We start from the raw sequence: 13,685 nt of genomic DNA, 5'->3' as shown, positions 1-13,685 counted from the left end.
TCGCGGAAACCATCTTGGCCCGCGGTCATGCGCGACCGCACCGACAGGCCGGACATATGGGCGCAAGCGATCCGATCATAGTACTGACCAACACCCTTGTGAGGAGGAAGCCGTCCACATATAGCTTCTGATCGGTGCCGAACCAGCCCAGCAGCACATCATCGCCATTGCCGCCATAGAGCTTGTCGTTGCCGTTCTCGCCCTCGAGTTCGTCGTTTCCATCGCCACCCTGGATGACGTCGTTGCCCTCGCCACCGGTGATCTGGTCGTCCTGGGCTTCGCCATAGAGCTTGTCGTCACCATCGCCGCCGTCGACAAGATCATGGCCGTTGCCGCCGCGGAGAAGATCGTTGCCGGCATCGCCATAGAGCATGTCGTCGTCATTCTCGCCGCGAATCTGATCGTTGCCGGCACCGCTATAGAGGATGTCATAACCGTCGCCGCCATAGATCCGGTCGACGCCATCGCCGCCATCAACGAAATCATCGCCGAGACCGCCATACAGTGCGTCGTTGCCTGTACCGCCATCGACCGTGTCGTCGCCAACCTCGCCGGTCAGGTTGTCATTGCCGGCAAGGCCATTGATGAGATCGTTGCCCGCGAGCGCATTGATCACATTGGCCTTGGCAGTGCCGGTGATCTCATCGTCGCCCGATGTCGGCTTGGTCGAAGGTCCAGACTGGCCAGTGCCATTGAAAGCGAACCAATCCGCGGACAGAGCCTCCGTGGTACGAATGGTCAGGCTCCCGCCATCAGCGAAGCGCACGACGTAGCCACCCGATGTGCTGGAGATATCGAGATCGCCGAAGCCCGTTGCCCCCGTATTCATCAGGGCGATCTTGTCGCCTTCGGAAAACTTGAAGTCGGTGATCGTGTCCGCGCCGTCTCCAGCGTAGTACATGAAGACGTCGGCGCCGGCTCCGCCGAGCAGCGTGTCGTTTCCATGTCCACCGATCAGCGTGTCATGGTTGAAGCCGCCAAGGAGGGAGTCGCCACCTGCCGTACCGACAAGAGCGCGGCCGGCGACGGAAACCGGGTTCTTGAAATACTGCTCGACCAGCGCATCGGTGCGCTTGCCATGCGTAGAAAAGCCGTCGTCAGGGCTTGGATCGGAGACGGCCTCGCTGGCGTCGTAGTTCCACAGCCAGTAGCCACCCATCCAACCTTCACCGGCGCGATCAGTGATGATCTTGTAGAAGGCCTGATGCATCATGTACTGCTCGCGCTCGTCGATGCGGCCATTGCCCCACATCCACGGCGTGGCGTTGCTGCCGTCGAGGCTGCGGAAGCCTGTTTCCGTGAAGATCAGCTTCTTGCCATACTGCTCGGCGATCCGTTTCAGAGCATCCATGGCGGAGATGTTCTCTCCGAACCTCTCCTCGATGGGCGTTCTCACTCCCCAGACGTTGGACGGTTTGGTCCAGCCGTCGATCAGTTGTTGCAGGGACGGATTGGTGCTGTCCTGAGTGAAGCTGATATAGGGATTTGCCCCCATGTAATCGAGCTTGTCCCAGAAGCTGAGGTTGAGAGCCTCGGTCCAGGTCGCGGCATAGGTCAGCTGTCCATCGTAAACGTCGCGGACCGCCTCGATGATATCGACCCAATACTCGCGATACTGCGCACCTGTCATGCTTTCGCATTCATTGCCGATGGCGAAGGCCGTGATACCCTGCTCCTGCGCAAGTTTGGCGTAGTGGACCACGGCTTCCTTATAGGAAGCAAACCATGCATCAGCCCAGACCTTGGCCTGTGCGGGCGTCGAACCTTCCGGAGGACCGATAAGCGCGTTCCAATCGTCGTTCTGCATGTTGACATGCAGCTTGAAGATGACCTCCAGACCACGGGCCTGAGCCTTGGCGATCGCCTCCTTGATCGAGCCGTCGCTCTCCGTGCGCGGATTTCCGTCGACGTTGTGACCACCCGGATCGTTGTTGTCGCGATAGACCCGGGTAGACGTCAGACTGTCCATGTAGACGGTCGGGACAATCACAACTTGAGAAGCACCATCGCCCTTGATCAGGTCGAGATTCGTCTCCGTCCACGGCATCCGATAATTGCCGTCCCACCACGACGGGAGACTTTCAGCCTGGAAGTCGAATAATTTGGGCATAATGGATGGGTCCCTGAGGATAGCTGGCTACGCTGAATAGGCTTCTAGCATTTATATTTCGATATAGTGTTACAAACAAAATCTCGCAAGTGCGAAAGGAAGAAATAAAGTTAAGCTTCCGTTTCTGAGAAGGCGGAAAGCAATTCCGGCTACGCTGGAAGTAATGCATAGCCACGGGCCGGGATATCAGAAGAAAATATTCATGTGCCGGCTATACTGAAGTCTGCCCTTCATCCAGCAACCCAATCCGACCCTCATAAAAGAAAGGGCATGCCTCACCCGTGGCGTGCCCTTTCCTGTCGTAGCCGGTGAGTCGACGCCCCGGCGTCTGGAGCGTCTTCAGGTCGTTGCCGCCAGGATCGACGCGTAGGCTTCCTCGGCGGCGATCACGGTCGCCATCTGCACCGTATGGGCGAACCGGTAGGCGTCCCCGTAAACCGTCTCGTCCGGGAACTCCGTGATGAGGGTCAAGGGAGAAGGATGGCGCTCGTCCGCGGTGATCAGGCACGGCACATCGTTGATGATCTCGTACGGCGTCCCGCCGGAATGGATCGAGCAGATTTCGATCTGACGGCGGTTGAACTCGGCAAGGCCCGGTACGGCCGACAGGCCGGTGGTAATGGCTTCAATCAGGGTCCTCGCCGTGTCGCCCCATGAGGGATGATGCCTCATGATCAGGAAGAAGCCCTTCGGGATCGTCCAGAGTTCGAAGCCGCGTGGCAGATAGCCGGTAAACGGTCTCGTCCACTCATGCGCCGGATAGCCGTGGAAGTTGAGGTGCAGTTGGGCACCGGACATTTCCAGCGCTTGGTTGCGCGCGCCGATCTCGTAGAGCGGTTCGTTTCGTCCATATTCCAGATCGCAGCCGAGCGAGGTGTAGCGCGCCGCATGATGCATGTGGCGTGGATTGCCCTCGCAGAGCCGTCCATGCAACGCATAGCCATCCGGGTTCTCGACCGGAATATACGCGATGTTAGCCTCCGGATTGGCGAGTAGCCGGCGCACGGCCCGCAACGTCCCCACCGGCGCCGACGTCTCGTTGGCATGCTGGCCGCTGGTGACGAGAACCGGCGGACGCGAGCCGGCGCGATAGATCCCGCGCACCGGACGCTCCTCGCGGGAGATCCCCTCGAAGGTCTCGCCCGGAAGCGCCGCGAGTTCACGGTAAATCTGCGCGAGGCCCGGTGCGGCATCAGCCGTCTCGATGTCCTGTTCCGGCTTCACAGGATTCTGCGGCGGTCCAAACGAGCGCAGGGTCACGCGCACATGCGCATCGCCCCCGCCGGCGCGGATATCCGGCACGATCTGGCCCGGCTGTACGCTGCGATCCTCGGGCGGGCGGCCCGACTTGCGTTTGAAGAATTCGAGCAGCGAGAAGTAAAAGTCCTCGTGTAGGGCCTCGCGCGTGCTCATGACCTCGTCGCCGTAGTCGAGCGGACGCTCGATGCCGGGGATCGTTACATCAATGGCGATGATCTCCGCGTAGGGCTCCGTCTCAGGCCAGTCATGAGCTGCAACACTTGCCATGACCTTGTGAAAAACCTGCTCGGCCTCGGTCTCAAGCACCTCGTCGACATCCGGTGCACCATCCGCCCGTCCGGTCACCTTGAGCCAGCCGGTCGGCGTAAGATCGACTTCGTCGAGATGGTTGGTGCGCAGGCGGTTCGGCGCAAAGACCGCATGCTCCGCCACGCGCCCGTCCTTATATTCAAGGATCATGCGATAGGTCAGATCCGCGGTGCCGGACTCGAAGAGAGTCTCGATACCGTCGAGCAGGGCTGCGAGAGGATAACCCTCCGAGAGGAAGCGCAGGCGGTCCGCGTCCTCATGCACGGGATAGCGCACGGTGACGCGCTTCAGATCAGCGGTATCGATCTCTTCGAGAAAGGCATGAACGAGCGGCTTGTAAGCGCTGCGCAGCCGCGCCCGGACGCCTGCCTCCGACAACACGGCCTCTGCCGCGCGCCGCTCCGCCTCGCCCTCGAACAGCCACGCCTCGAGTATCGCGCCGCGATGATCGCTCTTGGCCCATTCACGCAGGAGGATATCGAGAGTGCGCGGGATATGCTCGTCGAGCAAAGTCGTCATCGTGAAGTCTGTCCTGTCGGGTCAAGAAGATCGCGCAGCCAATCGCCCAGAAGGTTCAGGCCGAGCACGGTGAACATGATGGCAAGGCCTGGAAAGACGCTGACCCACCAAGCCGTCTGCAAGTAGGTGCGCCCGTCGGCCAGCATGCCGCCCCAGCTTGGAATAAGCGGATCGACGCCGAGGCCGAGGAAGGTCAGGCTGCTTTCGAGAAGAATATTGTTGGCCACCTGCAGAGTCATGAGAATGACAATGGGGCCGAGCACGTTGGGCAGGATATGCGTGAAGATGATGCGCCCATTGCCGACCCCGATGGCGCGAGCCGAGAGGATGAACTCCCGATCCCGCAGGGCCAAAACGGAGCCGCGCACGAGGCGTGCATATTGCACCCATTGGGCGACGATCATGAAGAAAATGATCTTGTCGACACCCGTGCCGAGAATGGCGAGGAACATGATGGCGAGCAGGATGAAGGGCAGCGCCAGCTGAATGTCGGCAAAGCGCATGAGCAGGATCTCGGCGATACCGCGGTAATATCCGGCGACAAGGCCGACAATCGTGCCAACGACGACCGCTCCCATCACCGAGAGAATGCCGACCGTGAGCGAGATCTTGCCGCCGACGATCACGCGCGCCAGCACGTCACGGCCGAGGGGATCGGTGCCGAGAGGATGGGCAAGATCCTGGAACGGCGGCGTGAGACGCGCCATGAGGTCCATGCTCTCACCGCCATCGGGAAAGAGGAAACCCGAGAACAGCACGGCCAGCCCCATGCCGCCGGTGAGCAGGAGACCGAGGACGAGTTCGATCGAGCGAAAATGCCGGCGCGCCGACGACACAGCCTGAGCGGATGCCATGGCCTCACTCCGTCCGGATACGCGGATCGATCAGCCCATAGGCGATATCGACCAGAAGGTTGATGAGAACGATGAACAGCGCGAGCACCGTGATGGTACCTTGAAGCACCGGATAGTCGCGGTTCGAGATGGCGTCAAACGCAAGCGTGCCCATGCCGGGCCAGTTGAACACGCGCTCGATGATGACGATGCCGCCGATGAGGCCGCCGAATTGCAGACCGATATAGGTGACGAGCGGAATGGCCGAGTTGCGCAGGGCATGCTTGTAGAGGACGACGCGGTCGCGCAAGCCCTTGGAGCGTGCGACCATGATGTATTGCTGCGACAGCGTCTCCAGCATGGAGGTACGCACCAGGCGTACATTCGTGGCAGTCAGAATGATCGCCATGGTAAGCGCCGGCATCACGAAGCTCTCCGGCCCCTCCATGCCGCTCGGCGGCAGCAGGCCGAGCACGATGGAGAACAGAAGCACCATCATGATGGCAAGCCAGAAATTCGGAAAGGACAGGCCCACAAGCGACAGGATGCGGATGAGCTGATCGGGCCAGCGCCCACGGTTCACGGCCGCGTAAACGCCAAGAGGCACGGACAGGACGATAGAGGTCAAGAGAGAGGCAAAAGCCAGAAGGAGCGTTGCCGGAAGCGCGCGTGAAATGAGCAGGGAAACCGGCGTCCCGCCCATGAAGCTGTTCCCGAAATCCCCGACGAAGAGCCCCTGGAGAAAACTCAGATATTGGACATAGAACGGGCGTTCGAGGCCGAGGGCCTGACGGATGTTCTTGAGATCCGCCTCGGTGACGTTGCCGCCTCCCATCATCATGATGGCCGGGTCGCCCGACAACCTGATCGCAAAGGAAACGATCAGCGTCACCGCGAGGACCACGAAGATGGCCTGCAGCAATCGCTTGAGAATGAAGCCCGCCACGCGGTGATCCTTCTTCTGGCGCTTGGAAAAACGGCCCCGCTTGCGCGGGGCCTTCTCTTGTATTGTCCGATCTTCGGGCGCCTGCCCTTACTGCAAATGCCCAAAGATCCTCAAGTCATTCCACCGTGGTTTCCGTGAAACGGAAGCGGCGGTCGGCCGGAGCATCGAAATTCTTCACACGCTTGTTCACGCCATAGATCGTGTTCTGGTTGTAAAGCGGGATTTCGAGCGCCTGATCGGCCACGTAGCGGGCGATCTCCTGCAGAACCTTCTCACGCTCCTTCACGTCATAGATCGTGCGCTGCTTCTCAAGGAGAGCATTCAGCTTGGGATCGTTGTCGTAAGGATTCCACTTCTCGCCCGAATGGTACATCAGGTAAGCGGTGTTGTCGTAATCGAAGGTCCAGCCGCCCCATGCCTGGTGCCAGGCCTCGCCGGTCTTGCCGTTCGGGATGATATCGTTGAGCAGAACCGGCGGCTCGTGCGGCTGGAGCGAGGGCTTGAGGCCGAGAGCCTGGAGGAAGCCGGCGGCTGCCTGCGCGACCTCGCGGAAGGTCGCGTCATTGCCGCGGAAGTCGATCCGCACCGGTGCACCGGCCGGGACCTTCGCCTGCTGCAGCATCTGCTTCGCCTTGGCGAGATCGAAGGGCAGCGGCTTCAGGCTCGGATCGTAGCCGAAGGACAGATCGGCCTGGAAGCTCGCAATCGGCTTGCCATGGCCGAGGAGCACGGCCTTGATGATCGCCTCACGGTCGATGCCCATGATGAGCGCCTTGCGGACATTCACATCCTTCGTAATGCCCTCTTTGGTGTTGAGGCGCAGTGCGACGACGGTCGGGCCGGTGATGCTGAGCAGGCTCAGGTTGGGGCTCTTCTCGACCGTCGGCGCAAGTCCGAAGGGAATGAGCGTCGCGACATCGATGCGGCCGGACTGGAGCTCGGCGACCTGCGTGTTCGCCTCGGAGATGAAGCGGATCACGACCTTGTCGAGTTTCGGTGCGCCACCCCAATGCTCAGGGAAGGCTTCCAGCGTCAGGTTGACCTTCGGGCTGTACTCCACGAACTTGAACGGCCCGGTGCCGACCGGATTCATGTTGAAATGAGCGTCGCCCTTTTCCTGAATGTATTTCGGCGGCACGATCATGGCGCCATAGCCGGCAAGCTTCGTCAGCAGGACGGGGTCGGCCTGCTTCATGACGAAATCGACGGTGCTGTCGTCCACGACCTCCACATGATCGATAGAGGTATAGTTCGACTGCTGCGGCCCCTTCTTGCCTTCTTCGCCGAGGAGTCGGTCGAAGGTGAACTTCACCGCTGCAGCATTGAAGGGCTCGCCGTTGTGGAACTTCACGTTCTGCCGCAGCTTGAAGCGGATGCGATTGTTGTCGTCGAGGAACTCCCACGACGTCGCGAGGCCGGGCTTCAGCTTCATGTCTGCGCCGCGAGCGGTCAGACCATCGAAGATGTTGTTGGCGGCGGACGACCAGTCGACCAGGAAGGTGTCGATCGGATCCCAGCTGCCGGGATCGATGGCAACGGCCGTAGTCAGCGCTCCGGCGGCTTGAGCGCCGGATGCCATCAGCGGCGCCAAGGCGACGGCGGCCGTAAGGCCGAGCGCTTTCATGGTGTTAGAGAACTTCATCTTATTGCCTCCCTTTGGAAAATCGTGTCTCACGCAGCCCCACGGAGCTGATCGGGCTCGATCGCAACCCAATGTCCCGGCTCGACCTCGCGCATGCGATGAATGGCCGGCTCCTGTCCGACCGGACGAACGGGACTTGGGATTTCGCCCTCGATCCGCGTCTTGGCCCGCTCGCGCTGCGGATCGGCAATCGGCACCGCCGAGAGCAGCTTGCGGGTATAGGAATGCTGTGGATTCTCGAAAATTGCCTGTCGCGTGCCGAGCTCGACGATCTGTCCGAGATACATCACCGCGACCCGATGGCTGATCTTCTCCACCACGGCCATGTCGTGGGTGATGAAGAGATAGGACAGCCGTCTCTTCTCCTGCAGTTCCATGAGCAGATTGACGATCTGCGCCTGGATCGACACGTCGAGTGCGGAAACGGATTCGTCGGCAATGACGAGCTTGGGATTGCTTGCGAGCGCCCGTGCGATGCAGATGCGCTGGCGCTGACCGCCCGAGAATTCGTGCGGATAGCGCTTGGCATGCTGCGGCTGAAGGCCGACCTGCTCCAGCAATTCATGTACGCGCCGTTCGCGCGCCTTGCTGTCGTTGATCAAGCCGTGGACGATGATCGGCTCGGCGATGCTGTAGCCCACGGTATGGCGCGGATCGAGCGAGGCGAAGGGGTCCTGGAAGATGTACTGGATCTCCTGGCGCAGACGCCGCCGCTCGCCATGGCTCATGGCGGCCATGTCACGCCCGTCGAAGCGTACCGTGCCGCCCGTCGGCTCGACAAGCTGCTGCAGCGTGCGCCCGATCGTGGACTTACCGCTGCCGGATTCGCCGACCAGAGCCAGGGTCTCGCCGGGATAGATGTCGAAGCTCACCTCCTCCACCGCATGGACGCGATGGGTCACGCGGCCGAAGAAGGTTTTCCCGACATCGAAGCGGGTGGTGAGCTTCTCCACCTGGAGAATGGGCCTGGTATAGTCAGCGGTGTTCTGCTCATGCGTCTCGCCAACGGACTTCGCCACGCCGCCATCCATCACCGTCACAGGCGTGCGCTTCGGCAGCGGCTGGCCCTTCAGGCTGCCCAGGCGCGGTACTGCGGAGAGCAACGCGCGGGTATAGGGGTGTTGGGGTGCGGCGAAGATGTCGCGCACGGGCGCCTGCTCCACCTTCTCGCCCTTCCACATCACCACCACGTCGTCGGCCATCTCGGCCACCACGCCCATGTCGTGCGTGATAAAGATGACGGCGGTCCCCATCTCCTGTTGCAGATCGCGGATGATGTTGAGGATCTGCGCCTGGATCGTCACGTCGAGCGCCGTCGTCGGCTCGTCGGCGATCAGGAGTTTCGGATTGCAGGCGAGCGCCATGGCGATCATCACGCGCTGGCGCATGCCGCCGGAAAGCTGGTGCGGATAACGGTCGAGGAGCTTGTCCGCATCGGGTAGACGCACCTTCTGCAGCAGCTCCTTCGCCCGCAGGCGTGCATCGCGTCCGTTGAGGCCCTGATGCAGGATCAGAGTCTCGGAAATCTGATTGCCGATGGTGAAGACCGGATTCAGCGACGTCATCGGCTCCTGGAAGATCATCGCGATGTCGTTGCCGCGGATCTCCCTGAGCTTGCTGTCTGATGCCTTGACGAGATCGATGGCCTCGCCCCTGTCAGGGCGAAACAGCACCTGCCCTCCGGTGATGCGCCCGCCCGTGTAATCGGTCAGGCGCATGATCGCGAGAGAAGTGACAGATTTGCCGGATCCCGATTCTCCGACGACCGCGAGGGACTTGCCCGGCTGCACGTCGAAGCTGACGTCCTTGACGGCTTTGAAGGCCCCATTTCCCCCGCCGAACTCCACCGACAGGGAGCGAACCGACAGGAGAGCCCGATCTTGAGGGTTACGATTGGCTGTGTCCGACATCCATCTACGCTCTTGCGAAGGCACCGGCCTTACGGAGAGCAAGGCCAGTACCTCTTTGATACCTGTCTTCAATCACAGCCACAGGCCCGATGCGTCAAGCTCTGTTTGCATCAGATCAGGTAATAGTGACGATCATAGATCCGCTGCGGCAAAAAACGCCAGCCCTTTGTTACTGAGTAACCAACTCTCCGCCCCGCATCAGCGGCTCTGCCCTTCCATCCTGCGTGAGACCATCCACATCGATCTGATTGGACCCGATCATCCAGTCGATATGGATCAGGCTCTTGTTGGAGCCGTGCGAGGTGAGTTCGTCCTCGCTCATGGAGCCTCCGTTGCGGATACACTTGCTATAGGCCTGCCCTAGGGCGATGTGGCTCGAGGCATTCTCGTCGAACAGGGTGTTGAAGAAAAGAAGCCCGCTCTGCGAGATCGGCGAGGAATAAGGCACGAGGGCGACCTCGCCGAGGCGGCGTGCGCCCTCGTCCGTGTCGAGAACCTTGTTCAGTACAGCCTCGCCGGTGCGTGCCTTGCTCTCCACGATGCGCCCGCCCTCGAACCGCACCTGGATGTCCTGGATCAGGGTGCCGTTGTAGGAGAGCGGCTTGGTGCTGGTGACGATGCCGTCGACCCGGTCCTTGTGCGGCGTGGTGAAGACCTCCTCGGTCGGGATGTTGGCGTTGCAGACGATGCCGTTCTTCGCCGCGGTCGAGCCGCCGTTCCACTCATGCCCGTCCGCCAGTCCGACGCGCAGATCCGTGCCAGGGCCGCGGAAATGAAGGGCGGCATAGTTTTTCTCGTTGAGCATCCGCGTGCGCGCCTGGAGGTTCGCGTTGTGCTTCTCCCATGCGGCAATCGGATCCGGCGTATCGACGCGGGAGGCCGAGAAGATCGCCTGCCAGAGCTTGGCGACGGCCACCTCCTCCGGATCGTCCGGGAAGACCGTCTTGGCCCAGGCCGGCGTGGCGGCGGAGACGATGGTCCAGTTGATATCGAAGCCCGCGATCATGTTGAGCGCCGGCATATAAGCCTTGGAGCGGGCCCGGTTGGCACGGGAAACCTTTTCCGGATCCTCCTTGGCGAGCAGCGACGGGTCCTCGCCGACGATGGCGAGCCGGGCTGCGCCGTTCTTGTAGGCGGCCGCCATGCCCTCGTAGAGCCAGGCCGGGGCCGTGTCGAAACCCTCGTTGCGCCCATGGCGGAAGCGCATGAGCGTGCTCTCCTCATCGGAGAAGATCGTCGTCACGAGAGAGGCACCGGCCTTGTAGGCATGCTCCGTGATGCGCCGCACCAGCGCGACGGCGTCGAGCGGCGCGGTCACGACCAGTTCCTGTCCCGGCTTCAGCCCCAGCCCGACGCGGACGGCGACCTCCGCCAGGCGGTCGAGAAGCTTGGCATGGGACGTGGCATCGGCCGGGTTACGGAACTGTTCGTTCATGATCTTAGGCTCTCGAAGCTGGAAAAAGTTGGCTGGAGAGGCTACACGGCTCCGCCACCGGTGCAACCTCGAGGGGCAAAAATCTCACATATCCTGCGGCTTTGCCGCGCCAAGAGCCTCCGGATCGAAAGCGATGCTCTTGATGACGGCGTGGATGTAGAGGCCCGGCGCAAGGCCAAGCTCGCTCACCGATTTACGGGTCACGCGGGCGACAAGACTGTCGCCGCCGCAATCCAGCATCACGTCGACGCTCGGCCCGCCGATGTCGTCGATGGAGGAAATCTTTCCAGCTAGGACGTTCAACGCGCTCAGTCCCTCGGGCCGCTTCAGGGACAGGATGATGTCACGGGCGCGAAGGCGCACGCGCAACGTCGCGCCGACGGGCCGATCAAGAAGCGGTACCGTCAAGGGACCAGCCTTGGCCTGAAGCACGGTCAGATCGAAGGCGTCCTCATGTCTCAAGACCTTGGCCTCGATCAAGGCTCCGGCTTCCACCGGACCGGATTGCGCGAAAAGATTGGTATGCCGCAGGATTTCCGAAGCAGAGCCCAACGCTGTCACCCGTCCTTCGGACAGTGTGACGATAGATGTGGCGAGCCTCGCAATCTCGGCAACCGAATGGCTGACGAGAACGATGGGGACGCCACCCTCGTCCCGCAGCCGTTCGATATAGGGATAGATCTCGGCCTTTCTCGCATCGTCGAGAGAGGCGAGCGGCTCATCCATCAGCAGCAATCGCGGATCGGCCAGAAGGGCGCGCCCGATGGAAACCCGTTGCTTCTCGCCGCCTGATAACGTGGATGGCCGCCGGTCGAGCAGATGGCCGATGCCGAGAAGATCGACGACACCATCGAAGCTCGCTTCCCGCTCTCTCCCAGGCGTGAACCAGCGGCCGAAGAGAAGGTTCTGCCGTACGTTGAGATGTGGAAAGAGGCGTCCCTCCTGAAACACGTATCCGATCCGCCGCTTGTGCTTGGGAACGAAGATGCCCTTCCTCGTGTCGACGAGCATTTCACCCTGCACGGCGATCCGTCCGTGATCCGGCCGGACGAGACCGCCGATGGCATTGACGATGGTCGTCTTGCCGGAGCCGGAAGGACCGAACAAAGCCGTCAGCTTGCCATCGGACTGGAAGCGCGCCTGCAGCACGAATGCACCCTGCTGATGCCGGATATCGACATCGAGGATCATCACGCATGAATCCGTGAACGCGCCCGCCGTGCCAGCCATTCGGAGCACCAGAGAGCAGCGATGGAAATGACGATGGAGACGAGCGTCAGCCGCATCGCACCGCCCTCGCCTCCCGGCACCTGCGTATAGGTATAGATGGCGCTCGGGATGGTCTGCGTCTCGCCGGGAATGTTGGACACGAAGGTGATCGTCGCGCCGAACTCGCCCATCGCCTTCGCGAACGACAGCACCATGCCGGCAATGATGCCAGGAACGATCAACGGCAGCGTCACGACGGCGAAGACCCAGACGGGATGCGCGCCCAATGTACCGGCGGCATCCTCGAGCTTGCGGTCGACCGCTGCGATCGACAGGCGGATGGCGCGGACCATCAGCGGAAAGCCCATGATGGCACAGGCCAACGCCGCACCCGTCCAGCGAAACGACAGGACGATGCCGAATTGCTCGGCAAGAAATGAGCCGATGGGCCCGCGCCGTCCGAAACCGATCAGCAGGAACCAGCCAACCACCACCGGCGGCAGAACCAGCGGCAGGTGCACGAGAACATCAAGAATCTGCCGCCCCCAGAACCGACCGCGCTCCAAAAGCAGCGCGACGGCAATGCCGGGAATGAGGCTTGCCGTCATCGCCACCAAGGCAACCTTCAGGCTCAGACGAACGGCCGTCCATTCTTCTGGGGAAAGCCAATCCGTCACGAACCGGAGGTCGCCTTCCCGACGAATGTAAAGCCCTGCTTGTCGAAGAACGGCTTGCTCTTGTCCGAGCGCAGGAAAGCCAGGAACGCCGGAGCATCAGGATTGGTCGAGTCCTTCGTGAGCGCAACCGGATACACGATCGGCGGATGGCTCTCTTCCGGAAACGTTGCGACGATGCTCACATTCGGATCGGAAACGGCATCGGTCTTGTAGACGATTCCGAGCGGTGCCTCGCCGCGGGACACGAGAAGGAGAGCGGCGCGCACATTATCCGCCTGCGCGACCCTGTCCTTCACGCCGTTCCAGGCGCCGAGATGCTCAAGCGCCGCCTTACCGTATTTTCCGGCAGGCACTGCATCCACGTGGCCCATCGCCAGTCGGTTGCCGCCGAGGATCGCGGCGAGATCGACCCCGGGCTGGAGCGCAACCTGCATTGTCGAGCCCTTGGGCGCGATGAGGACGAGAGAATTGCCGAGCAGGCTGACGCGGCTCTCGGGCCTGATCAGTCCCTTCGAGGCCAGATAATCCATCCAGTCGAGATCGGCGGAGAAGAAGAGATCCGCGGGAGCGCCGGACTCGATCTGCTTGGCCAGGGCATTGCTGGCGGCATAGGAGATGGTCACCCGCTTGCCGGTCTCGCGCATCCAGGCGGCGCTGGCATCGTCGAGCGCGTTCTTCAGACTGGCGGCTGCGAAAACCACCACGTCTTTGGTCTGGGCCGAGGCCCCGCCAACCAGCGCGAAGCCTGAGAGAAACAGCCCGAGGACAATCCCTTTCGCAAATTTGCCGATTGAAGCTCGTGTCGAACGCATCTCCTGTCTCCCGCTCGGTGATG

Annotated in this window: 10 protein-coding genes; all 10 read right to left on the bottom strand. The window is 61.6% G+C overall.

What is annotated here, in order from left to right:
- Nucleotides 1–25 precede the first annotated feature (25 nt).
- The 10 genes from ACS5Q1_RS24060 to modA all read right to left on the bottom strand — a co-directional run bounded on the left by ACS5Q1_RS24060 (nt 26) and on the right by modA (nt 13,662).
- Nucleotides 26–2,110, bottom strand: coding sequence for a glycoside hydrolase family 113 (locus ACS5Q1_RS24060; RefSeq protein WP_473100534.1), 2,085 nt, complete (start codon nt 2,108–2,110; stop codon nt 26–28).
- A 339-nt stretch (nt 2,111–2,449) separates the two neighbouring features.
- Nucleotides 2,450–4,198: a M14 family metallopeptidase gene (locus tag ACS5Q1_RS24055; RefSeq protein ID WP_473100533.1), complete on the bottom strand. Its 1,749-nt coding sequence runs from the start codon at nt 4,196–4,198 to the stop codon at nt 2,450–2,452.
- Nucleotides 4,195–5,052 carry an ABC transporter permease gene (locus tag ACS5Q1_RS24050; protein WP_473100532.1) on the bottom strand — a complete coding sequence of 286 codons (858 nt, stop codon included), beginning with the start codon at nt 5,050–5,052 and terminating at the stop codon, nt 4,195–4,197. The genes ACS5Q1_RS24055 and ACS5Q1_RS24050 overlap by 4 nt, the downstream gene beginning before the upstream one ends.
- 4 nt (nt 5,053–5,056) lie before the next feature.
- On the bottom strand, nt 5,057–5,977 hold the full coding sequence (locus ACS5Q1_RS24045; protein WP_203443039.1) for an ABC transporter permease: 921 nt from the start codon (nt 5,975–5,977) through the stop codon (nt 5,057–5,059).
- A gap of 115 nt (nt 5,978–6,092) precedes the next feature.
- Nucleotides 6,093–7,619 (bottom strand): ABC transporter substrate-binding protein, encoded by a 1,527-nt coding sequence (locus tag ACS5Q1_RS24040; RefSeq protein WP_473100531.1) that lies wholly within the window; start codon nt 7,617–7,619, stop codon nt 6,093–6,095.
- A 29-nt stretch (nt 7,620–7,648) separates the two neighbouring features.
- A complete protein-coding gene (locus ACS5Q1_RS24035; protein ID WP_473100530.1) occupies nt 7,649–9,529 on the bottom strand; it encodes an ABC transporter ATP-binding protein in 1,881 nt (626 codons plus the stop codon).
- A 169-nt stretch (nt 9,530–9,698) separates the two neighbouring features.
- Nucleotides 9,699–10,964: an aminopeptidase gene (locus tag ACS5Q1_RS24030; RefSeq protein WP_473100529.1), complete on the bottom strand. Its 1,266-nt coding sequence runs from the start codon at nt 10,962–10,964 to the stop codon at nt 9,699–9,701.
- An 84-nt stretch (nt 10,965–11,048) separates the two neighbouring features.
- Nucleotides 11,049–12,155: a molybdenum ABC transporter ATP-binding protein gene (gene modC / locus ACS5Q1_RS24025; RefSeq protein ID WP_473100537.1), complete on the bottom strand. Its 1,107-nt coding sequence runs from the start codon at nt 12,153–12,155 to the stop codon at nt 11,049–11,051.
- Nucleotides 12,155–12,850 carry a molybdate ABC transporter permease subunit gene (modB, locus tag ACS5Q1_RS24020; protein ID WP_203443035.1) on the bottom strand — a complete coding sequence of 232 codons (696 nt, stop codon included), beginning with the start codon at nt 12,848–12,850 and terminating at the stop codon, nt 12,155–12,157. The genes modC and modB overlap by 1 nt, the downstream gene beginning before the upstream one ends.
- Nucleotides 12,847–13,662 carry a molybdate ABC transporter substrate-binding protein gene (gene modA, locus ACS5Q1_RS24015; protein WP_473100528.1) on the bottom strand — a complete coding sequence of 272 codons (816 nt, stop codon included), beginning with the start codon at nt 13,660–13,662 and terminating at the stop codon, nt 12,847–12,849. The genes modB and modA overlap by 4 nt, the downstream gene beginning before the upstream one ends.
- Nucleotides 13,663–13,685 lie beyond the last annotated feature (23 nt).

Source organism: Microvirga sp. GN3 (assembly GCF_055792825.1).
Note: the sequence above shows the minus strand (reverse complement) of the source record. Positions and strands in the feature narration are given on the sequence as shown.